21 protein-coding genes, 1 rRNA gene and 1 other annotated feature are annotated in these 19,644 nt (G+C 48.7%); of the genes, 1 reads left to right on the top strand and 21 read right to left on the bottom strand.

The window, feature by feature from the left end; genetic code table 11:
* Positions 1–33: 33 nt before the first annotated feature.
* The 12 genes from secE to EDM52_RS16715 all read right to left on the bottom strand — a co-directional run bounded on the left by secE (position 34) and on the right by EDM52_RS16715 (position 9,405).
* Positions 34–249: a preprotein translocase subunit SecE gene (gene secE / locus EDM52_RS16775; protein ID WP_122910112.1), complete on the bottom strand. Its 216-nt coding sequence runs from the start codon at positions 247–249 to the stop codon at positions 34–36.
* Positions 250–279: 30 nt separating this feature from the next.
* Positions 280–429, bottom strand: a complete 150-nt coding sequence (rpmG, locus tag EDM52_RS16770) for a 50S ribosomal protein L33 (protein WP_003392018.1) — start codon at positions 427–429, stop codon at positions 280–282.
* Between the two features lie 330 nt (positions 430–759).
* Complete coding sequence (sigH, locus tag EDM52_RS16760; protein WP_122910162.1) at positions 760–1,410, bottom strand: RNA polymerase sporulation sigma factor SigH; 651 nt, start codon at positions 1,408–1,410, stop codon at positions 760–762.
* 80 nt (positions 1,411–1,490) lie between these two features.
* Positions 1,491–2,015, bottom strand: coding sequence for an NYN domain-containing protein (locus EDM52_RS16755; RefSeq protein WP_122910110.1), 525 nt, complete (start codon positions 2,013–2,015; stop codon positions 1,491–1,493).
* 1 nt (position 2,016) lies between these two features.
* A complete protein-coding gene (rlmB, locus tag EDM52_RS16750; RefSeq protein ID WP_122910109.1) occupies positions 2,017–2,772 on the bottom strand; it encodes a 23S rRNA (guanosine(2251)-2'-O)-methyltransferase RlmB in 756 nt (251 codons plus the stop codon).
* Positions 2,765–3,178: a Mini-ribonuclease 3 gene (locus EDM52_RS16745; RefSeq protein ID WP_122910108.1), complete on the bottom strand. Its 414-nt coding sequence runs from the start codon at positions 3,176–3,178 to the stop codon at positions 2,765–2,767. The genes rlmB and EDM52_RS16745 overlap by 8 nt, the downstream gene beginning before the upstream one ends.
* A 15-nt stretch (positions 3,179–3,193) precedes the next feature.
* The gene (gene cysS / locus EDM52_RS16740; RefSeq protein ID WP_122910107.1) at positions 3,194–4,600 is read right to left on the bottom strand and encodes a cysteine--tRNA ligase; all 1,407 of its coding nucleotides are present in this window, start codon (positions 4,598–4,600) and stop codon (positions 3,194–3,196) included.
* A complete protein-coding gene (gene cysE / locus EDM52_RS16735) occupies positions 4,581–5,246 on the bottom strand; it encodes a serine O-acetyltransferase (protein ID WP_122910106.1) in 666 nt (221 codons plus the stop codon). Before cysE ends, cysS begins: the two co-directional genes overlap by 20 nt.
* A gap of 66 nt (positions 5,247–5,312) precedes the next feature.
* Positions 5,313–5,558: a binding site (T-box leader), on the bottom strand.
* 25 nt (positions 5,559–5,583) lie between these two features.
* Positions 5,584–7,050: a glutamate--tRNA ligase gene (gene gltX / locus EDM52_RS16730; RefSeq protein WP_122910105.1), complete on the bottom strand. Its 1,467-nt coding sequence runs from the start codon at positions 7,048–7,050 to the stop codon at positions 5,584–5,586.
* Positions 7,051–7,130: 80 nt separating this feature from the next.
* Positions 7,131–7,604, bottom strand: a complete 474-nt coding sequence (gene ispF / locus EDM52_RS16725; RefSeq protein ID WP_122910104.1) for a 2-C-methyl-D-erythritol 2,4-cyclodiphosphate synthase — start codon at positions 7,602–7,604, stop codon at positions 7,131–7,133.
* A 3-nt stretch (positions 7,605–7,607) separates the two neighbouring features.
* On the bottom strand, positions 7,608–8,291 hold the full coding sequence (gene ispD, locus EDM52_RS16720) for a 2-C-methyl-D-erythritol 4-phosphate cytidylyltransferase (RefSeq protein WP_122910103.1): 684 nt from the start codon (positions 8,289–8,291) through the stop codon (positions 7,608–7,610).
* A gap of 25 nt (positions 8,292–8,316) precedes the next feature.
* Positions 8,317–9,405 carry a PIN/TRAM domain-containing protein gene (locus EDM52_RS16715; protein ID WP_122910102.1) on the bottom strand — a complete coding sequence of 363 codons (1,089 nt, stop codon included), beginning with the start codon at positions 9,403–9,405 and terminating at the stop codon, positions 8,317–8,319.
* A 252-nt stretch (positions 9,406–9,657) separates the two neighbouring features.
* Here EDM52_RS16715 and EDM52_RS16710 point away from each other — a divergent pair, with 252 nt between their 5' ends.
* Positions 9,658–10,053, top strand: a complete 396-nt coding sequence (locus tag EDM52_RS16710) for a DUF1573 domain-containing protein (RefSeq protein WP_122910101.1) — start codon at positions 9,658–9,660, stop codon at positions 10,051–10,053.
* 89 nt (positions 10,054–10,142) lie between these two features.
* Here EDM52_RS16710 and pssA read toward each other — a convergent pair whose 3' ends face one another.
* From pssA to EDM52_RS16665, 9 genes are all read right to left on the bottom strand, one after another.
* On the bottom strand, positions 10,143–10,871 hold the full coding sequence (gene pssA, locus EDM52_RS16705; protein ID WP_122910100.1) for a CDP-diacylglycerol--serine O-phosphatidyltransferase: 729 nt from the start codon (positions 10,869–10,871) through the stop codon (positions 10,143–10,145).
* 191 nt (positions 10,872–11,062) lie between these two features.
* Positions 11,063–12,139 (bottom strand): DNA integrity scanning diadenylate cyclase DisA, encoded by a 1,077-nt coding sequence (gene disA / locus EDM52_RS16700; RefSeq protein WP_122910099.1) that lies wholly within the window; start codon positions 12,137–12,139, stop codon positions 11,063–11,065.
* A gap of 6 nt (positions 12,140–12,145) precedes the next feature.
* Positions 12,146–13,516 carry a DNA repair protein RadA gene (gene radA / locus EDM52_RS16695; protein WP_122910098.1) on the bottom strand — a complete coding sequence of 457 codons (1,371 nt, stop codon included), beginning with the start codon at positions 13,514–13,516 and terminating at the stop codon, positions 12,146–12,148.
* Positions 13,517–13,627: 111 nt separating this feature from the next.
* Positions 13,628–16,078 (bottom strand): ATP-dependent Clp protease ATP-binding subunit, encoded by a 2,451-nt coding sequence (locus EDM52_RS16690; RefSeq protein WP_122910097.1) that lies wholly within the window; start codon positions 16,076–16,078, stop codon positions 13,628–13,630.
* Between the two features lie 46 nt (positions 16,079–16,124).
* A complete protein-coding gene (locus tag EDM52_RS16685; protein WP_122910096.1) occupies positions 16,125–17,213 on the bottom strand; it encodes a protein-arginine kinase McsB in 1,089 nt (362 codons plus the stop codon).
* A 20-nt stretch (positions 17,214–17,233) separates the two neighbouring features.
* Positions 17,234–17,752: a protein-arginine kinase activator protein McsA gene (locus EDM52_RS16680; protein ID WP_122910095.1), complete on the bottom strand. Its 519-nt coding sequence runs from the start codon at positions 17,750–17,752 to the stop codon at positions 17,234–17,236.
* 23 nt (positions 17,753–17,775) lie between these two features.
* The gene (locus tag EDM52_RS16675; protein ID WP_122910094.1) at positions 17,776–18,240 is read right to left on the bottom strand and encodes a CtsR family transcriptional regulator; all 465 of its coding nucleotides are present in this window, start codon (positions 18,238–18,240) and stop codon (positions 17,776–17,778) included.
* A gap of 282 nt (positions 18,241–18,522) precedes the next feature.
* The gene (locus EDM52_RS16670) at positions 18,523–19,191 is read right to left on the bottom strand and encodes an HAD-IA family hydrolase (protein ID WP_122910093.1); all 669 of its coding nucleotides are present in this window, start codon (positions 19,189–19,191) and stop codon (positions 18,523–18,525) included.
* Positions 19,192–19,389: 198 nt separating this feature from the next.
* Positions 19,390–19,644, bottom strand: a 23S ribosomal RNA gene (locus tag EDM52_RS16665); the annotation flags it as partial.

Raw genomic sequence — 19,644 nt, 5'->3', positions numbered from 1 at the left:
GTTAACCGTCCGTCCCTCCTAAGACTTGCAAAATTACTTTCCTAAAATCAAATCGATCAAGCGAGAAATACCCAAATCAATAACAAAGAAGAACACAGCAAGCAGCACAACCGTGATGATTACGACAATCGTGTAGGTTGTCAGTTCCTTACGGTTAGGCCAGCGCACCTTCTTCAATTCGGACATAACGTCGCCAAAAAAAGAACCTGTACGGCGGAAACTAGCTCCAATTCGTGCTAAGAACCCCATATTGCCACCCCCAGACTTGGTCGCCAAGCATTACTTCGTCTCGCGATGAAGGGTTTGCTTCTTGTCACGGGAGCAATACTTTTTCAGTTCAACACGTTCAGTAGTAGTGCGCTTGTTCTTGGTCGAGATATAGTTACGCTCGCCACACTCTGTGCACGCCAACGTGATGTTTACTCGCATTTATTGCCACCTCCATCTCATTTCAAACCTGCTATTGTTGAAAGTAAACCCGATGATTAATAGTACGGGAAAACCGCTACTTTTTCCTGACCATTTCACCTAAAAGTAACCATAGAAAAAGAGAGATAAGAGTCTATGGCTACCTAAACAAATTTATCACACCCAAAAACTCATGTCAACAAAACGTCTTGACAAAAGGAATGCATATTGTTCCATACGCAAACAAACGGTCGTGACCGTTTATTTGCAGACCGCAAGCGGTCACATCCTGTTTAATGAAAAACGTCGAGACGTTTTTCACAGAAAAAAAAAAAAAAGAGATTCTCTGTTTTACAGATGAATCTCTCTTCCTTCCAGGTAACGCTCTAATTTTCGCTTCACGCGCTGGAGCGCATTGTCGATCGATTTGACGTGACGCTTTAGCTCGACGGCAATCTGCTGATAGGATCGCCCATCCAAATAAAGCATCAGTACTTGCCGTTCCAGATCACTCAGGATCTCACTCATCTTGCCCTCAATGTCGTCAAACTCTTCACGATTGATGAACAGCTCTTCCGGATCGGTCACCTTGGTTCCGCAGATCACATCCAGCAATGTGCGGTCAGAGTCCTCGTCGTAAATGGGCTTGTCCAGAGACACGTAGGAGTTGAGGGGAATATGCTTTTGTCGGGTAGCCGTCTTGATTGCCGTAATGATCTGACGAGTAATGCAAAGCTCAGCAAAAGCCTTGAACGATGTCAGTTTATCCCCGCGGAAGTCGCGAATGGATTTGTACAGCCCAATCATGCCTTCCTGCACAATATCTTCGCGGTCAGCCCCAATAAGAAAATAGGATCTGGCCTTGGCACGGACGAAGTTCTTGTACTTGTTGATCAAGTACTCCAATGCTTCGGTGTCATCATCGCGAACGAGATCGACTACCTCTTCGTCGGTCAATAGCTCATATTGGGCATGCTTCAACTCCTTGAGGTCAACAATCACTCTCGATCCCTCCGCCAGCCGTTCTCCATAGATGACGCTATTATACATGATGCCGTAAAAAAGCGTCAACCAAATCCAGGTTATTCCCTTCGCCATTTTTCGAATATTTTCGCTATTTCATCATCCAGTGAAATGCGCTTCGAGAAACGTTCCTCGTGTGTTTTTTCGACTTGCTGCTTGATCTCCTTGCCCGCATTTTCCATGTCAAGCAACAACTCCCGTGCAGATTTACGCAAGGCACCTTGTCCAAAAATAACACGCTGGGAAGTATAGTCAGAAGTAGCTACGTAAATTTGTCGATTTTTCTGTTGATATTGGGAAACAATCTGCTCAATTTTTTCATCCGCAGTTTCTTTTTTCTTCGTAAAGTATACTTCAACCTGGTAATCCTCGATCTGGCGACCCGGTCCAGGTACATTGTAGGCATCAAAAACAATCATGACCTTCGTACCTGTGTAGCTCTGGTACTCCGCCATTTTGGAAATCAACATGTCGCGCGCCTCATCCATGCGATCCTGGTCTTTCAGCGCGCGCAAGTCTGGCCAGGCACCGATGATATTGTAACCGTCCACGATCAGCAGTTGCTTGGCTTTCCGTTTGGCCATATCACTTCACCCGAGTCGGTAGCGGACATCGGGAACGATATACCTCATACATCAACAGGGCGGCAGCAACAGAAGCATTCAATGAGGTGACGTTGCCAGCCATCGGCAGACTGAAAAGAAAATCGCAGTTTTCGCGAACCAATCGGCTGATTCCCTTGCCTTCACTGCCGATGACTACGGCAAGCGGCATGGTAAAGTCGCCTTGTCGAAAATCTTGCTTGGCGCTGGCATCCGTACCTGCGATCCAGACTCCGCGCTCCTTCAGCTCCTCCATCGTACGGACGAGATTGGTCACACGAGCGACAGGCACGTAGTTGATCGCGCCTGCCGATGCCTTGGCTACGGTCGCAGTCAGGCTTACAGAACGCCGCTTCGGGATGACCACCCCATGTACGCCTACTGCATCTGCTGTACGCAGAATGGAGCCCAGGTTATGAGGGTCCTCCAGTTCATCCAGCAAGAGGATAAAAGGCACTTCATTCTTCTCCTCTGCACGTCGCAGGATGTCGTCTACCTCTACATAATCATAGGCTGCTACAGATGCAATCACGCCCTGGTGATTGTCCGTCGAGCTCAACGTGTCCAGCTTTTTACGGTTGGCTGTCGTTACGATTACACCCTGATCCTTTGCCAACGCAAAGATGGGACCCATCAAATTTTTGTTAGTTCCTTCCGCAATCCAGATTTTATTGATCGTTCGCCCCGATCGCAAGGCCTCAATCACCGGGTTTTTCCCGACAATCCAATCTTCACTCATGTTCCGTGTCTCCTTCCACAATGGCAAATGCCTGCTGCATGATTTCTGCGATCCGCTCTTCTTTTCCATTCAAATACAGGTACCCGATCAATGCCTCGAATGCAGTCGCGTGACGATAGTCGATAATATCTGCATTTTTTGCCGTGGAGCCTGATTTGGCATTGCGCCCGCGCTTGACGATGTTGACCTCATCCTCTGGCAAATCAGGCAAAAGCGTCAGCAGGATATTGGCTTGGGCTTTTGCGGATACATAGCGATTCGCCGTTTTGTGGAGCTGGTTTGGTTTTACCAGCCCCCTGGCGATCAAATGGTACCTGACACAATGCGCATACGTAGCATCACCCAAAAAGGCGAGCACGAGTGGATTGGTTTGATTGGGGTCACGGGTTAATTCTTCTTTTTGCATCAGTTCTTTAGCTCCTTACTTCCGGCGCCAGCGCACACCCTGTGGCGTGTCTTCCAGCACAATCCCTTTTGCCGCGAGCAGGTCGCGGATCTCATCAGCACGAGCAAAATTTCGCGATGCCCGCGCTTCGGTCCGCTCTACAATCAATGCGTCAATGTCGCTGTCCAGCAATTCCTCTTCTTGCTCGAGAATAAGCCCAAGGACGTCAGTCAGCTCCAGCAGCAATTCCTTGTAGGCGCGAATTTCTTGTACGCCAACGTTTTGAGAAGTCATATATTGATTTGCTTCCTTCACCACTTCAAACAGAACCGTAATCGCATTCGCGGTATTCAAATCGTCATCCATTTCCTTGATAAAACGATTCCGCAGGTCGCTGATGATCTGTGCTTGCTGCTCAGCCTGGCCGTTCGGCTCTACTTCACGCGCAGTCTCCAAACGATGCCCCAGATTATGATAGGCTGTTTTCATTCGTTCTAAACTGTTGGCTGCTTGCTCCAGCAGCTCATCGCTGAAATTGATCGGGTTGCGGTAATGTCCTTGCAGCATGAAGAATCGAATCAGCTGCCCGCCAAATTGCTGAATCAGATCGCGAGCCAGTACGAAGTTGCCCAGGGATTTGGACATCTTTTCATTGTTGATGTTAAGCATGCCATTATGCAGCCAATAGCGTGCGAATACTTTACCTGTATAGCATTCTGATTGCGCGATCTCATTTTCATGATGCGGGAATACCAGATCGGTACCGCCAGCGTGAATGTCGATCTGCTCTCCCAGGAATTTCAATGCCATCGCCGAGCACTCGATGTGCCATCCCGGACGGCCATCTCCCCAAGGACTGCTCCAGCTTACTTCCTTGTCCTTGGCTGCTTTCCACAAGGCAAAATCGAGAGGATGCTCTTTCTTCTCGTTGATTTCTACCCGCGCTCCCGCCTGCAAGTCATCCAGCGGCTGATGAGAGAGCTTTCCGTAGTCGCCAAATCGGCCGGTACGGAAATACACGTCACCTTCGCTTTCATAGGCAAATCCTTTTTCAATCAAGCCCTCAATAAATTCAATGATCTCCGGAATCGTCTGCATGACACGCGGCTGGATATCAGGAGGCAAGATGTTCATATTGTGCAAATCCTGATTAAAGGCATCTGTGTACCGATCAGCTACCTCCTTGACGGTCACACCTTCCTCGTTGGCTACGCGAATCAGCTTGTCATCGACATCAGTAATGTTTTGTACAAAGGTGACTTCATAGCCGCGGTATTTGAGATAGCGGCGCAACGTATCAAATGTAATAGCCGGACGGGAATTCCCGATGTGAATATAGTTGTAAACCGTCGGACCACACACGTACATCTTTACCTTGCCAGGCTCCAGCGGTATGAACTCTTCCTTCCGTCGGGTCATCGTATTAGTGAATTGAATGCTCATTCTTCTTTTTATCCTCCCTCAAAAGATCCAATTCCTTGCGCAAGCCTTCTATTTCCTTCTGCATCTGCCGAAGCGTATCAGCAACAGGGTCAGGCACATTCACATGATCGAGATCGCATTTCACTCTTTTTCCGTCCTGAATGACGATGCGACCTTTGATGCCTACTACCGTGGAATTGGGCGGAACCTCCTGCAAGACGACCGCGCCTGCACCGATCTTTGAATTATCGCCAATTTTGAAGGAGCCCAATACTTTTGCCCCGGTTGCGATAATGACGTCATTGCCGATCGTCGGATGCCGCTTTCCTTTTTCCTTCCCGGTTCCTCCAAGCGTAACGCCTTGATAAATCGTCACATTGTCACCGATCTCACACGTCTCTCCGATGACAACACCTGTTCCATGGTCAATAAACAAGCCTTTTCCGATACGCGCGCCCGGATGAATCTCAATACCCGTCAAAAAGCGGGTGAACTGAGAAACAGCGCGCGCCAGAGTACACCAGCCTGCCTTCCAAAACTTGTGCGCAATCCGGTGTCCCCAGATGGCGTGCAAGCCTGAGTAGGTTAAGACGACCTCCAGTGTGCTGCGGGCTGCCGGATCTCGTTCGAATACTGCTTGAATGTCTTCTTTCATCTGGGCAAACATAGGTCTCCACCTCCTACGTGATGTTCATAAACCAAAAAACCGCCTCTGCCTCCTTCATAAAGAAGGGACAGAGACGGTTCATTTACCGCGGTTCCACTCTGCTTAGATCGCCACCAGGACAATCTCGCTCCAATCCCGGTAACGGCGGGAAGCCGATGCCACATACTTGCACACAGATCGGGCTTGCGATCCGGTGCGTTCCGTTCATTGCTCTCAGGGGCATTTCCAGACAGCGTACGTGGATGGCTCTCACCTACCCATCCTCTCTGTGGACGTATCATCTCCTGTACTTCTCCTGATCATCGCGTCGTATTCAATATATGGAATAACGCTGGGATTACTCCCCGTGTGCCAAAACATGGTTCGTGCGCGCCAGCACTTTGTCACGACCGAGCAGGAATAGCGTTTCCGCCAAATCGCGTCCATGTGCCTGGCCGGTAGCCGCCACACGAACTGGCATAAACAACGCTTTACCTTTAAAGCCCGTTTCCTTCTGCACTTCTTTCAGCACAGCCTTGATAATATCTACATTATATTCGCCATTTGCCGACAGGTGTTTCGCAAAAGAGGTCAGAACTGCTGACAGCTGCTCTTCTTTCAAAACAGCTCTAGCCTCTTCATCGTACACCACTTCGTCGAGGAAGAAAAGAGCCGCCAACGGAACGATTTGAGCACAGTATGACATTTGCTCCTGATACAAGGCAACAATGCTGCGTACCCATGCGCGTTTCTCGCTGGACAAAACCTCTTCGATGAAACCAGCTTTTTGCAAATGAGGAATACACATATCGGTAATGGTGTCCAACGGCTGACGTTTCAGATAGTAGTTGTTCATCCAGTTCATTTTGGTCGAATCAAAAACCGCAGGCGATTTATTGACACGGTCCATCGAGAAGAGCTTGATCAGATCATCCTTCAAGAAAATCTCTTCTTCTCCGCCTGGCGACCAACCGAGCAGGACGAGGAAGTTGACGATCGCTTCCGGCAAGAATCCGAGCTCACGGTACTGCTCGATAAACTGGATGATGCTCTCGTCGCGTTTAGACATCTTTTTGCCTTCTGTATTCAGAATCAGCGCCAAGTGAGCAAAGCGAGGTGCTTCCCAGCCAAACGCTTCATAGATCATCAACTGTCTCGGCGTGTTGGACAGATGCTCTTCACCGCGGATGACGTGACTGATTTTCATCAGGTAATCGTCAATCACAACCGCAAAGTTATAGGTAGGAATACCGTCAGGACGACAGATGACAAAGTCGCCCATTTCACTGGAATTGAAGGTAACTTGTCCACGAATCATATCATCGACAACGTATTCGCGATTGTCATGCACGAGGAAGTGAATAGACGGAACACGTCCCTCTGCTTCGTATTGGGCACGCTGCTCGTCTGTAACATGACGATGCTTTTCCAGGATACGCGGTGTTTCGCCACGTGCGAGCTGCTCTTCGCGCTCAGCATCCAGTTCTTCTTTGGTAGCGTAGCAGTAATAGGCTTTCCCTTCTGCGAGCAATTGATCAATATACTTGCGATAGATGTCCAGGCGCTCAGTCTGACGGTAAGGAGCATAATCTCCCCCTACATCGGTACCTTCTTCCCACTCAACACCCAGCCACTTCAAATTTTTCATCTGCTCTTCGTCTGCGTTTTCCTTGTTGCGGGTTTGGTCCGTATCCTCAATCCGTACGATAAAGGAACCGCCGTGATGTTTGGCAAACAAATAGTTGAAAAGCGCAGTTCTCGCACCACCAATATGTAAATGCCCAGTTGGACTGGGAGCATAACGCGTGCGAATTTCTTTCGCCATGGGTAGCACCATCCTTATGAGTGTAAAAGGCTGAATATCGTAATAAACGTTTCTAACGTTTTATGTTACACCTTGCCCTTCTACTTGACAAGCAAGCATGCAGCCTGCGCAGCGATTCCCTCTCCACGACCTGGAAAACCAAGCTTTTCCGTCGTTGTTGCCTTTACATTTACTTGGGAAAGCTCTTCTGCCTCCAAAACACGTGCAATCAATTCCTGCATTTGAGGAATGTAGGGAGCCATTTTGGGTGCTTGTGCAATAATCGTTGCATCGAGATTACCGAGTCGATATCCTCGATCTTTGACCATAGCCCATACGTGCTCCAGCAGCTTGACACTATCTGCATCCTTGTACGCTGCATCAGTATCGGGAAAATGACGTCCAATATCCCCCTCGCCAATCGCCCCGAGAATGGCATCTGTGATCGCATGAAGCAGAACATCGGCATCTGAGTGACCCAATAAACCTTTTTCGTAAGGAATGGTAATGCCTCCGATGATGCAAGGACGCCCCTCAACCAATTGATGCACATCAAAACCTTGTCCAATCCGCATTTTCTACTCTCCCTTTCTTTTGCGCAAAATCTCCTCACCCAACAACAGATCGTCAGGCGTCGTTATCTTTATGTTTTCATAACTTCCCAGCACTACAGTAACCGGATACCCTAACCACTCTACCAGCATCGCGTCATCCGTACCCATGCTACCCGCCTGCCAGGCAGCCCGATGAGCTTCTTTCAACAAGGACATACGAAAAGCTTGTGGGGTTTGGACCGCCCACAAGCTTTCCCGTGCCGGAGTAGACTCTACCACACCTGTCTCCCCCACCACTTTTATCGTATCCTTGACAGGAACTGCCAGGATCGTCGCTTGATCCCGCTGAACCTGTTTGATCATCTGACTGATCTGAGCCGGGGTAACGAAGGGACGAGCAGCGTCATGTACGAGTACATAGGCACTGTTCGTAAGTGCGTCCAAACCATTGCGCACACTGTCCTGTCGCTCGGCACCACCCAGCACTACCGTCAGCTGGATGTTCTGTTCAGCTAGCCAAGCGCGAACATCTGCATGATCCTGCTCACTTACGACCAGCACGATTTCCTGAATCTCCGGATGAGATGCAAATACTCGTACTGTATGGGCCAATATCGGTTCTCCCGCCAATGGCAGCCACAGCTTGTTTCGTTGACCGCCCATGCGCTTGCCAGAACCGGCAGCTACAATCACAACCCCTGTCGTCACAATCCATTCCCTCTCCCGCAAATCTCTACAATGCTTTTTCCAAGAGCTTTGGTTTGGCAAAAATCATGCGTCCTGCCGACGTTTGCAACACGCTCGTAACCAGGACATCTACGTCGTTGCCGATGTATTCGCGGCCACCTTCGACTACAATCATCGTACCGTCGTCCAGATACGCGACACCCTGACCGTGCTCTTTTCCATCCTTGATCACCTGTACGTTCATTTCCTCACCTGGCAAGACTACGGGCTTTACCGCATTCGCCAGGTCGTTGATGTTCAGAACAGGGACTCCTTGCAATTCACAAACCTTATTCAGGTTAAAGTCGTTGGTCACCACTTTACCGTTAATTACTTTTGCCAGCTTGATCAGCTTGCTGTCCACTTCGGACACTTCTTCAAAATCGCCTTCCCAGATCTGGACCTTCACTTTCATCTCTTTTTGAATCTTGTTGAGAATATCCAGTCCACGTCTTCCACGGTTTCGTTTCAACACGTCAGACGAATCTGCAATGTGCTGCAATTCTTCCAGCACAAATCCCGGGATGATCAGGCTTCCTTCCAAAAATCCTGTGCGGCAAATATCGGCGATACGACCGTCGATAATCACACTCGTATCCAGGATTTTGTTTTCCACATTGGTAGTGGTTCCAGCAGCCTCTTTTTTCTTATCCTTGCGACCAATCGAAAAGACAGACATGATCTCGTCTCGCTTGCGGAATCCTACCTGGAACCCCAAATAGCCAAGCAGACCAGATACAACCAGCGGCAACAAGTCACCTATTACCGGTATCGGAATTTTACTGATGGGCAGGAATAATAAAAATGCAACAATAAGACCACTAATCAACCCCATCGCTCCGAACATGACATCGACAATCGGCATTTTGACGAGTGTCTCTTCTCCCCAACGGATGACCTTCAGAATATAATCCAACAGCCAATTCGCTAAAAAGAAGAACAAGATGGCACCGAGCACCGCACCAATGTAAGACGTCCCACTGACAACTCCAAATTTCAATAATGGATCTAGCAAATTATACAGATCTGGGCCATACTGGTACCCCAAACCACCGCCAACCAAAACGAAAAAGATTTTTCCTATGCGGCGTACCATGCCTTCACCTCCTTGTTATTAATATTGACAGAAGCTTACAAGTAAAACCCTATTTCCCTCACTATAGCAAAATTCATTTTATCATGTCAAATAGCCAAAAATTTTAACATAATTATCAAACAAACGTCAACATCGAACTGGTGTTTTCCTTTTGCACAAATTGACAGCGAGCCGAAACCCTTCTTATAATGGCAATAGCGATTGGCTTGAAAATTGCGACGAACAGTACAGCCTAAAGTAGAGGTGAACCGTATGGACACTCGCAACATCGACGATTTTCAAACACAGGTATCGGAACTTTTAATCAGACATCGCAGCGTTCTGGATGTCATGTCAAAAGTGCAGGAAACAGCTTCTCGCATCAATCGTTCACTGACAAAAGCCATCACCGAATGCGGCTGTGTTGAGGTGGTAGCCAAAAAACAAACGTATGACGCCAGCAAAAATCTGGAGGAAAACAAAAATCATCTCGACACTCATTTTTCGGGTCCATTGTGCGAACACTGCCGCGATGTCGTCACCGCAGAGCTGGGAAAAAACCTTTTTTATCTGACTGCCCTGTGCAATATCACAGATATTAAGCTGGAAGACGTCATCAAGCAGGAAAAGGAACGGCTGAATACGCTGGGCGTGTTTAATCTCACATAATTCTTCATTCGTAATACGTATAAGCCTATTAAAAGGTTGCAAAAAAACCCGCATTTTTCATCTGCGGGTTTTTTTCTGTGAGCCGTGCTTTATTCAAATGGCACTGATTCTTCTTCTTTCTTTTTACGCTTGCTTAACTTTTTAATCAAAAAGTCAACGTTTTTTTTTATTCCGTACAAGGCGTAAAAAGCGAGCGGCAAGAAGACGATTTTCGGAAACTGTTGTGGGTATTTAACCGCCACGATCACAACGATTGCAATGATGATCGGTGTAATCCAATAAGCAGCCTTGGGAATGCCTACTTTTTTGAAGTTCGGGTACTTGACTTTGGATACCATCAAAAATGCGAGCAGCAGCATGCTGGCAGCCAGAAGTGTAGAATTGAACACTTCATGGTATAGAGCCAGTGTCGCTAACACCCCACCTGCTGCTGTGATAGGTAGCCCAATGAAGTAGCCGGGAACGCCAGCTTGTACGTTGAATCGAGCAAGACGCAATGCACCACAGATCGGGAATATCGCTGTAAGGAAAATGCCCAGCCAGTTAAAATCCTGCAGGACCACCACGTACATGATAAAGGCAGGAGCGACACCAAACGTAATGACATCCGATAATGAATCCAGTTCTTTCCCAAACTCACTTTGGGCATTCAGCATACGGGCCACACGACCGTCGAGCCCATCCGCCAGCATACCGATGATGACTGTAATCGCAGCATAATCGACGTAATGATCACCTTGAAACGCAAGAATAATAGCGAGTACTCCCAAAAACAAGTTGCTTACGGTTAGTATGTTCGGTAACGATTTCACGAACATAGACTACCTCCTGATTTCCTTCGCGAAGAAGACAGATCATTTCTCATGATTGGTCCACTAGGCAAATCGATTGTTACAAAACAGCCTTAACCGTTTTGTTGACCCAAAGGCCCTTACCATGTCTGAAAAGCGTTTCACTAAAAGAGGGGACGATTTTCACAGAAAATAACGTGACTTAATCCTATTCTACTTCAAATGTGCCTGTCAATGAACACTTGCTCCTGAATCCTTTTCAACCCATCCTTGATTGCCCTGGCTCGAACCTCTCCGATCCCATCCACTTCGTCCAATTCTTCAATGGTCGCCATCACAATTCGCGGCAGGTTGTGAAAGTGATCGACTAGATTCGCAATGATCGAGACAGGCAGCTTGGGAATTTTCTGCAAAATTCGATAGCCACGCGGTGAAATCGATTCTTCGAGCATGCTGGCATTGACTGTATAGCCGAGGACACGCAAGAAAGATCCCAACTCCAGCATTTCATCGGAACTGAGTTTTTTCATTTCCAATAATACTTCCTTTGGAGACAAACTCGGATCACGACGATAATCCTGGATCAACAGATATGCCTCTTCCTCAATGTTGGCAATCAGCTCCACCAGCTGCATACTGATGAGCCTGCCCTCTGTGCCCATTTCGCAGATGTAATTGGACACTTCCTCCTTAATACGTAACACCATCTCAATTCGTTGCAAAACGGAGGTCACTTCTTCCAGCGTGACCAGTTCTTCAAACTCCATTGCTCCCAGATTGGTCATGGCCTGCTCCAGAACGGCCTTGTACTTCTCTAGCGTGGAGACAGCCTGATTCGCTTTCGCCAAAATGACACTGATGTCATTGAGCACATAGCGGTAGCTCCCCTTGTAAAGCGTGATGACATTGCGGCGTTGGGAAATCGCGATCACGAGATGACCCGTGTGGATAGCCGTGCGTTGGGCTGTCCTATGGCGCGTTCCTGTTTCACTCGTCGGAATGGAGGAAGGGGGAAATAACTGCGTATTTGCATACAGGATGCGCTTGGCATCTTCACTTAATATAATTCCCCCATCCATTTTAGCCAATTCATACAAGTGGGCAGGTGAGAACTCACAATTGATGGAAAAACCGCCGTCCACCATCCCGTTCATTTTAGACCCGCATCCTATCACAATCAATCCACCCGTTTTTGCCCTGAGGACGTGCTCAAGACCTTCTCGAAGCATGGTACCGGGGGCAACGAAGCGAAGCACATCGCTGAAGTGCTCATTTCGTTTACTGTTCTCGTGCATGTCAGCCTACCCCCTCATGACTTCATTCAACGCCTCTGCAATATTGTTCACGCCTATCACCTGAATATCGTCAGGTGCGTCTAAACCGCGAATATTCTTCTCCGGGATTATTACGCGCTTGAAGCCCAATTTATGTGCCTCTCGCACACGTTGTTCAATCCGTGAGACTCCTCGCACTTCCCCGGTCAGGCCAATCTCGCCAATCACCACGTCATGAGGATTCGTGGCGTGGTCGCGAAAACTGCTGGCAATACTGACTGCAATCGCCAAATCAACTGCCGGCTCGTCCAGTCGCACACCTCCGGCCACATTCACATACGCATCCTGATTTTGGAGCATCATGCCCATGCGCTTTTCCAGGACGGCCATAATCATCGCTACTCGCTGGTGGTCCACTCCAGTAGCCGTTCTTCGTGGTGTGACAAAGCTCGTTGGTGCTACCAATGCCTGCAATTCCACCAGAACAGGGCGCGTCCCCTCCATGCTGGCAACGACGGTGGAGCCTGCTACCCCAAATGGACGTTCGGCCAAAAAGATCTCGGAGGGGTTCGCCACTTCCTCCAAGCCCCGATCCTTCATCTCAAATATGCCAATCTCGTTTGTCGAACCAAAGCGGTTTTTGACTGCTCGCAGGATCCGGAAGGTATTATGCCTTTCCCCTTCAAAATATAGAACGGCATCCACCATATGCTCCAGCATCCGCGGTCCTGCAATCGAGCCTTCCTTGGTTACATGACCGACAATGAACGTTCCGATTCCTTTTCCCTTGGCGATACGCATCAATTGGGCAGTCGCTTCTCTGACCTGCGCGACGCTGCCTGCAGCCGACTGAATCGCAGGATGAAAAACAGTTTGGATCGAGTCAATGATCAACACGTCGGGGTCTACTTGATTAATATGCTGTTCGATCAATTCCAAATCATTTTCAGCCAATACAAACATAGGCGGTGTTTTCATGCCCAGTCGATCAGCACGCAGCTTTATCTGCTTTGCTGATTCCTCACCAGACACATAGAGGACTTTACCGCCTTTATGAGCAAGAGCAAATGAGGTTTGCAACAACAGGGTGGACTTGCCGATTCCGGGATCTCCACCTACCAAAATCAACGACCCGGGAACTAAACCTCCCCCAAGCACCCGATTCAATTCCCCAATGGTGGTATCCATACGCGGTTCTTCTTCACTGGCCACCTGCGTGAGCGGTAGTGGAGCTTGACGTTGACCTCCGCCAATCCCCTCATGACGGTGCGATGTGGCCTTGACCGTCACTTCCTCGACCAGGGTATTCCAGCTGTTGCAGCCCGGACATTTTCCCATCCATTTTGGTGATTCATAGCCACATTCTTGACACGCGTATTTCGTTTTATACTTTGACATGATCGTCCCTCGTTTTTAGTTTGAACTACCATTATCATACATGACCAGATGGATGAAAAAAAGGATACCTCCTTTAAAAAGGGGTACCCTTTTGCGAGTTTATTCGACTTTTTACGACTTTGCCTTTTCGAGGCGCTTCACAACCAGCTTGTCGTCCTCTGCGTCAATATTCACAGTGTCTCCCTTGCTGATGACACCTTTCAACAGTTCTTCAGACAATCTGTCCTCGATATGACGCTGGATCGCACGGCGCAATGGACGTGCTCCGTATGCCGGGTCAAAGCCTTCCTTCGCCAAAATTTTCTTGGCTGTATCTGTCAGTACAAAATCGATCTCTTGTTCTTTCAGACGCTTGCGGAGCTCTTCTGTCATCAGTGAAACGATTTGCTCGATGTGCTCTTGCTCCAGGGAATGGAAGACAATCACTTCATCGATACGGTTGAGGAACTCCGGACGGAAGCTCTTTTTCAGCTCATCCATCACTTTGTCCTTCATATCCTGATATTTTCTCTCGGTGTCACCTGTGGTAAAGCCGAGTGTCGTATTTTTCTTGATCATGCTCGCCCCTACGTTGGAGGTCATGATCACGACCGTGTTGCGGAAGTCTACGGTACGTCCCTTGGAATCGGTCAGTCTGCCATCATCCAGGACTTGCAGCAGGATGTTGAACACATCCGGATGCGCTTTTTCAATTTCGTCCAACAGAATAACGGAATATGGTTTGCGACGAACTTTTTCCGTCAATTGACCGCCTTCATCGTAGCCCACATATCCCGGAGGCGCACCTACCAGACGAGCCGTGGAATGCTTCTCCATGTACTCGGACATGTCTACACGAATCATGGCGTCCTCGTCACCGAACAGGGTTTCCGCTACAGCGCGAGCCAATTCGGTCTTACCAACCCCTGTAGGGCCCAGGAAGATGAACGAACCAATCGGACGCTTAGGGTCTTTGAGACCTGCACGAGCACGGCGTACTGCCCGGGAGATGGATTTGACAGCCTCATCTTGACCAATGACGCGATCATGTAGAATCTCTTCCATTTTCAAGAGACGCTCTGTCTCTTCTTCCTTCAGCTTGATCACAGGAATACCCGTCCAGCTTGCCACTACTGTCGCGATATCCTCTGGTGTGACCTCCATGTTCAATTGACCCTGGCGCTCTTTCCAATCCTTCTTGGTTTTGTCCAGCTCTTCGCGCAGCTTCTGCTCTTGATCACGGAGTGCTGCAGCCTCTTCAAATTCCTGAGATTGTACAGCCGCATCCTTTTCTTTGCGCACTTCTTCAAGACGTCCTTCCAGCTCTTTGAGATTAGGCGGAACGGTAAAGGACTGGAGGCGTACCTTGGAAGCTGCTTCATCCACCAGGTCAATGGCTTTATCAGGCAGGAAACGGTCTGTAATATAGCGGTCAGAGAGCTTCACTGCTTGCTCAATCGCTTCATCCGTAATTTTCACACGGTGATGAGCCTCATAGCGATCGCGCAGGCCGTGCAAAATTTTGATCGCATCCTCAGCTGTCGGTTCATCTACTTGAATCGGTTGGAAACGGCGTTCCAGAGCAGCATCCTTCTCGATGTACTTGCGGTATTCATCGAGAGTGGTTGCTCCTACGCATTGCAGTTCCCCGCGTGCAAGTGCCGGCTTGAGGATATTGGAGGCGTCGATCGCCCCTTCTGCCCCACCCGCACCGATCAGCGTGTGCAGCTCATCAATGAACAAGATGATATTTCCAGCCTGACGGATTTCATCCATGATCTTTTTCAGACGATCTTCAAATTCACCCCGATACTTGGTACCTGCAACCACTGTACCCATATCCAGGGTCATGACGCGTTTGTCACGCAGTGTTTCCGGAATTTCGTTATTTACGATCTTTTGTGCCAGTCCTTCTGCAATTGCGGTCTTCCCTACACCAGGCTCACCGATCAGAACCGGATTGTTTTTGGTGCGTCGGCTCAGAACCTGAATCACGCGCTCAATTTCCTTTTGGCGGCCGATAACGGGGTCCAGACCACCCTCACGAGCGATTGCCGTCAGGTCACGTGCCAAGCCATCCAAAGTAGGGGTGTTGGCTGCAGGATTGCCCCCGGAAGGTTGGTGGGAAGCCATCATTTCCGAGCTGCCCAGAAGCTGCAGCACTTGCTGACGTGCCTTGTTCAGGCTTACTCCCAGATTATTCATGATGCGGGCCGCGATACCTTCCCCTTCACGGATGAGGCCCAACAGAATGTGCTCTGTGCCCACGTACGTATGGCCCAATTTGCGAGCTTCGTCCATCGACAACTCAATCACTTTTTTCGCTCTTGGTGTATAGTTCGGTGTGTAGTTGCTGCCGGACTGTTCGGTACCCCTGCCGATCAGCGACTCCACTTCACTCTGAATTTTGTCGAGGCCCAGTCCCAAAGACTGCAATGCCTTGGCTGCGATACCTTCTCCTTCACGAATCAATCCCAACAGTACGTGTTCTGTTCCAATATCTTTGTGACCCAGTCTCACTGCTTCTTCCAGGGCCAGCGCCAGTACTTTTTGTGCTCGTTCTGTAAATCGTCCAAACATCATACGTGTACACCTCCATGATTACCGCGTTTATAGTTTATGGGTTCTCTTACAAATTGCCATTCTCCTCCTGCGACCAGTCTGCACTGATTCGCTCCCTGATCAACCGCGCTCTGCGTTCATCTCTTTGCTCCGGTGTTAATTTTTGCCCGGCGTGCTGTTGCAGAAAGCCCGGTTGTGTCGTGACGAGCAGCTCGTTCAAGATCAGCGGCGACACATTCGGAATGACACCAAGGTCAATACCGAGCCGTACATCTGAGAGACGCTGTGCTGCTTCTTTCGACTCCATCGTCCGCGCGTGCAGCAAGATGCCATACGAGCGGAAGATTCGATCCTCCAAGGAGATGCGGGTGTGCTCCAGCAAATAATTGCGAGCCACGCGCTCTTGCTCAATAATCTGCCTTGCTACTCCATACAGGTTTGAAAGAATGTCCGATTCCGACATCCCCAGCGTAACCTGATTGGAGAGCTGGAAGAGGTTGCCCAATGCCTCACTGCCTTCACCGTATATGCCGCGAACAACCAGCCCTACCTGATTGATTGCCTGCAGGATCCTATTGATCTGCTGCGTCATGACCAGCGCGGGCAAGTGTAGCATGACCGAAGCTCGGATACCTGTACCGACGTTGGTCGGACAGCTGGTGAGATAACCTCTATTTTCGTCAAAAGCATAGTTCAGATGCTTTTCAAATATGTCATCTATTTTCGTGCCCATCTCCCAAGCCTCATTTAATCGGAAACCAGGCAACAGGACTTGAATGCGAATATGGTCTTCTTCATTTATCATGATGCTGACTGATTCATCCGGGTTTAACAAAACTGCCCCTTTGCGTGATTCCTCAGCCAGATGAGGACTGATGAGATGCTTTTCTACGAGTACCCGTTTTTCCAATGGATTGACCTGATCCATTTGAATCAGCTGCATCCGGTGCCGCTTGCGCATAGCCTCTGAATCGCTTACTTCCGTTACCTTTCTTACTACTTCCTCCCCTTGGGTATCCGTAGCCAATAACGGAAAAGGGTGCTGGCGCAGGTTTCGCGCGATACGCAACCGTGTACTGATGACAATATCGGAGTCAGGACCTTCTCCTTTCATCCAATTGCTCCACGGGTTTTGCATAAACTGCTGTTGGGACATGACCAGCTTACCTCCCCTTGTTACGATTGAGACATTTTTTGTTCCAGCAGACGAATCCGGTCGCGCATTTCTGCGGCTTTTTCAAACTCCTCGCTGGCGACATGCTTTTGCAAAGCACTTTTCAATTGTTCCAGTTCTTTGCGGATCTTCAATTGTCCACCTGTCCTCTCGGGTACCTTGCCCATGTGCTGGGTATTGCCGTGGATACGTCGAAACAACGGGTCCAGCTTATCTCCCAGGAACGTGTAACAATCGCTGCAGCCGAATCGACCGCTTTTGCTGAATTGCGCATAGGTCAGACCGCACGTTTCACATCGAAGCGGTTTGCTTGCCGTAGATTCGCGCCCATTTTTTTGCATCGGGTCAAATTTGAGCAAGCCTGACAGGAGATTGTTGATGCTGAAGTTGTGAAAGCCGGTAAAGACATCCCCTTTTTCCTGCGCACATTGTTCGCAAATATGGTATTCGGTTTTTTCACCATTGACGATTTTAGTCAAATGTAGTGTCGCCGGTCTTTTTCCACATTCCTCACAGTTCATCTCGATCCCTCCTAACACATTCCTTACTTTAACAAGATAGCTGCAATCATTTGCTTTAAAATGTTTGCCCGAAGTCGATCCCGAATTTCCGGCTCGATGGTTAACACATTGCGCGAGGTTGCAATCTTCATCAGTGTGGCTTCGCGATGACTGACCAATCCATCCTCCAGCAATCGCTCCACGATTGCGTATGCGACGCTTTGGGCAATGCTCTCACCAATCAATTCTTCGGTCAGGAGCTCCTGAAGTCTCGCCTTGCTGACGATCTGCACCTTGCGAATTCGGATGTAACCTCCTCCGCCTCGCTTGCTCTCCACAATGTACCCTTTTTGAACCGTAAAACGAGTGTTGATCACGTAGTTGATCTGAGATGGGACACACTGAAAGAGGTCGGCAAGCTCACTACGCTGAATCTCGATTGATCCATTCGGGCTCTCGGTTATGATGCTTTTCAAGTGCTGCTCGATGATGTCCGAGATGTTACGCAAGTCATCGCCTCCTATCCAATGTGTTTGATTTTTTGACTTTGACTATCTTTGACTTTTATTATAATGGGTTTTTCTCGGTCGTGCAAGTGGAGAATCTGCTTTCTACACGTACTATTGTGGGCAGAATCTTGACTTTTGATTCAGTAAGACGATCATTCGTTGTGATCTTTGACCGGATAGCGGGTGCATGGGTCAAAGGTGAAGCTGGTTCTGCACATGAAAAAAACCACTCGGCTGAGTGGCTTATCATATCAACAGTATCGGTAAGGATTCATTTCATGCCTATTGTTTATGGGGAGGCAAGTATGTAAGCAGCTCTTTAAAATCACGGATCACCTGATTGGCACCATCGAGTTCACCTTGTTTGGCAAAGCCGAAATCGCAGCCGATGGTAAATAGTCCATTGGTCAAGCCCGCTTCGATGTCAGAATGGCGATCTCCTACCATGACCGCTTGCTTGATCTGGTAATCACGAAGCAATTTGGCAACGAGATCGTTTTTGGTGCTCGTTCGAAAACGGCCGGCAGAGTACAGATCCGTGAATAGTGGTTTCAAACCGTATTCTTCGCAAATGGCTTCAATATACTCTTCCTGGCCGTTGCTCGCAATAAATAATGCATACCCGTCGTCATGAAGCTGCTGCAGCGTTTCCTTTACACCTGGGTACAAATCCGTAATCCGTTCCTTAATCAGTTGGATTTCATTCTCCAGCAAATGTAGATCTGCAGCCTGCTTTGTTTCTTCATTTGTATCTGGCAACAGCTTTTCCCATACCTGCTCGACCGTCATCCCCAAAACGTTAACCAATTCCTTTTCATCTGGTGTTGGACGGTCCCACATGCCCTGTTCTCGAAGCTGCTGAAACGTACGTTGAAAGGCAGGTGTTGACAGTTTTTCTGTTTGAAGCAAGGTGCCATCCATATCCAATAAAATAGCATACGGTATGCTCATGTTTCTTCTCTCCTTTGCATCGTCATGGCTTTCTATCCCATCATGTGCATCTGGACTTCTATCCATTCGACAAGCTCTACCCATGTTAGTTGATTCATAACAGAGTAGCAAGCTATTACAACAAAAACCTCCTTATCAATCCGATAAGGAGGTCCGGTTTATTCTTTGAAAACTGGATCTGCATGATTGCCAAAGCATGTGGATAAGTCCTCGACCGATTAGTATTCGTCAGCTCCACGTGTTGCCACGCTTCCACACCGAACCTATCAACCTCATCGTCTATGAGGGGTCTTACCAGCTTGCGCTGTGGGAAGTCTCATCTTGGAGGGGGCTTCACGCTTAGATGCTTTCAGCGCTTATCCCTTCCGCACATAGCTACCCAGCTGTGCCACTGGCGTGACAACTGGTGCACCAGCGGTGCGTCCATCCCGGTCCTCTCGTACTAAGGACAGC

Origin of the sequence: Brevibacillus invocatus, assembly GCF_003710915.1 — a bacterium.
Classification (GTDB): Bacteria; Bacillota; Bacilli; order Brevibacillales; family Brevibacillaceae; genus Brevibacillus; species Brevibacillus invocatus.
The sequence above is the reverse complement of the archived record's forward strand: the minus strand, read 5'-3'. Positions and strand labels throughout refer to the sequence as shown.

Excerpts from the sequence above, each read along its gene's own strand:
- EDM52_RS16685 (WP_122910096.1), bottom strand. The coding sequence starts at position 17,213 with ATGTCCCAACAGCAGTTTATGCAAAACCCGTGGAGCAATTGGATGAAA.
- radA (WP_122910098.1), bottom strand. The coding sequence starts at position 13,516 with ATGTCAAAGTATAAAACGAAATACGCGTGTCAAGAATGTGGCTATGAA.
- cysE (WP_122910106.1), bottom strand. The coding sequence starts at position 5,246 with ATGTTTGCCCAGATGAAAGAAGACATTCAAGCAGTATTCGAACGAGAT.
- rlmB (WP_122910109.1), bottom strand. The coding sequence starts at position 2,772 with ATGAGTGAAGATTGGATTGTCGGGAAAAACCCGGTGATTGAGGCCTTG.
- ispF (WP_122910104.1), bottom strand. The coding sequence starts at position 7,604 with ATGCGGATTGGACAAGGTTTTGATGTGCATCAATTGGTTGAGGGGCGT.
- disA (WP_122910099.1), bottom strand. The coding sequence starts at position 12,139 with ATGCACGAGAACAGTAAACGAAATGAGCACTTCAGCGATGTGCTTCGC.
- gltX (WP_122910105.1), bottom strand. The coding sequence starts at position 7,050 with ATGGCGAAAGAAATTCGCACGCGTTATGCTCCCAGTCCAACTGGGCAT.
- pssA (WP_122910100.1), bottom strand. The coding sequence starts at position 10,871 with ATGTTCGTGAAATCGTTACCGAACATACTAACCGTAAGCAACTTGTTT.
- EDM52_RS16680 (WP_122910095.1), bottom strand. The coding sequence starts at position 17,752 with ATGAACTGTGAGGAATGTGGAAAAAGACCGGCGACACTACATTTGACT.
- EDM52_RS16715 (WP_122910102.1), bottom strand. The coding sequence starts at position 9,405 with ATGGTACGCCGCATAGGAAAAATCTTTTTCGTTTTGGTTGGCGGTGGT.
- EDM52_RS16755 (WP_122910110.1), bottom strand. The coding sequence starts at position 2,015 with ATGGCCAAACGGAAAGCCAAGCAACTGCTGATCGTGGACGGTTACAAT.
- EDM52_RS16745 (WP_122910108.1), bottom strand. The coding sequence starts at position 3,178 with ATGCAAAAAGAAGAATTAACCCGTGACCCCAATCAAACCAATCCACTC.
- cysS (WP_122910107.1), bottom strand. The coding sequence starts at position 4,600 with ATGAGCATTCAATTCACTAATACGATGACCCGACGGAAGGAAGAGTTC.
- secE (WP_122910112.1), bottom strand. The coding sequence starts at position 249 with ATGGGGTTCTTAGCACGAATTGGAGCTAGTTTCCGCCGTACAGGTTCT.
- EDM52_RS16710 (WP_122910101.1), top strand. The coding sequence starts at position 9,658 with ATGGACACTCGCAACATCGACGATTTTCAAACACAGGTATCGGAACTT.
- EDM52_RS16690 (WP_122910097.1), bottom strand. The coding sequence starts at position 16,078 with ATGATGTTTGGACGATTTACAGAACGAGCACAAAAAGTACTGGCGCTG.
- EDM52_RS16670 (WP_122910093.1), bottom strand. The coding sequence starts at position 19,191 with ATGAGCATACCGTATGCTATTTTATTGGATATGGATGGCACCTTGCTT.
- rpmG (WP_003392018.1), bottom strand. The coding sequence starts at position 429 with ATGCGAGTAAACATCACGTTGGCGTGCACAGAGTGTGGCGAGCGTAAC.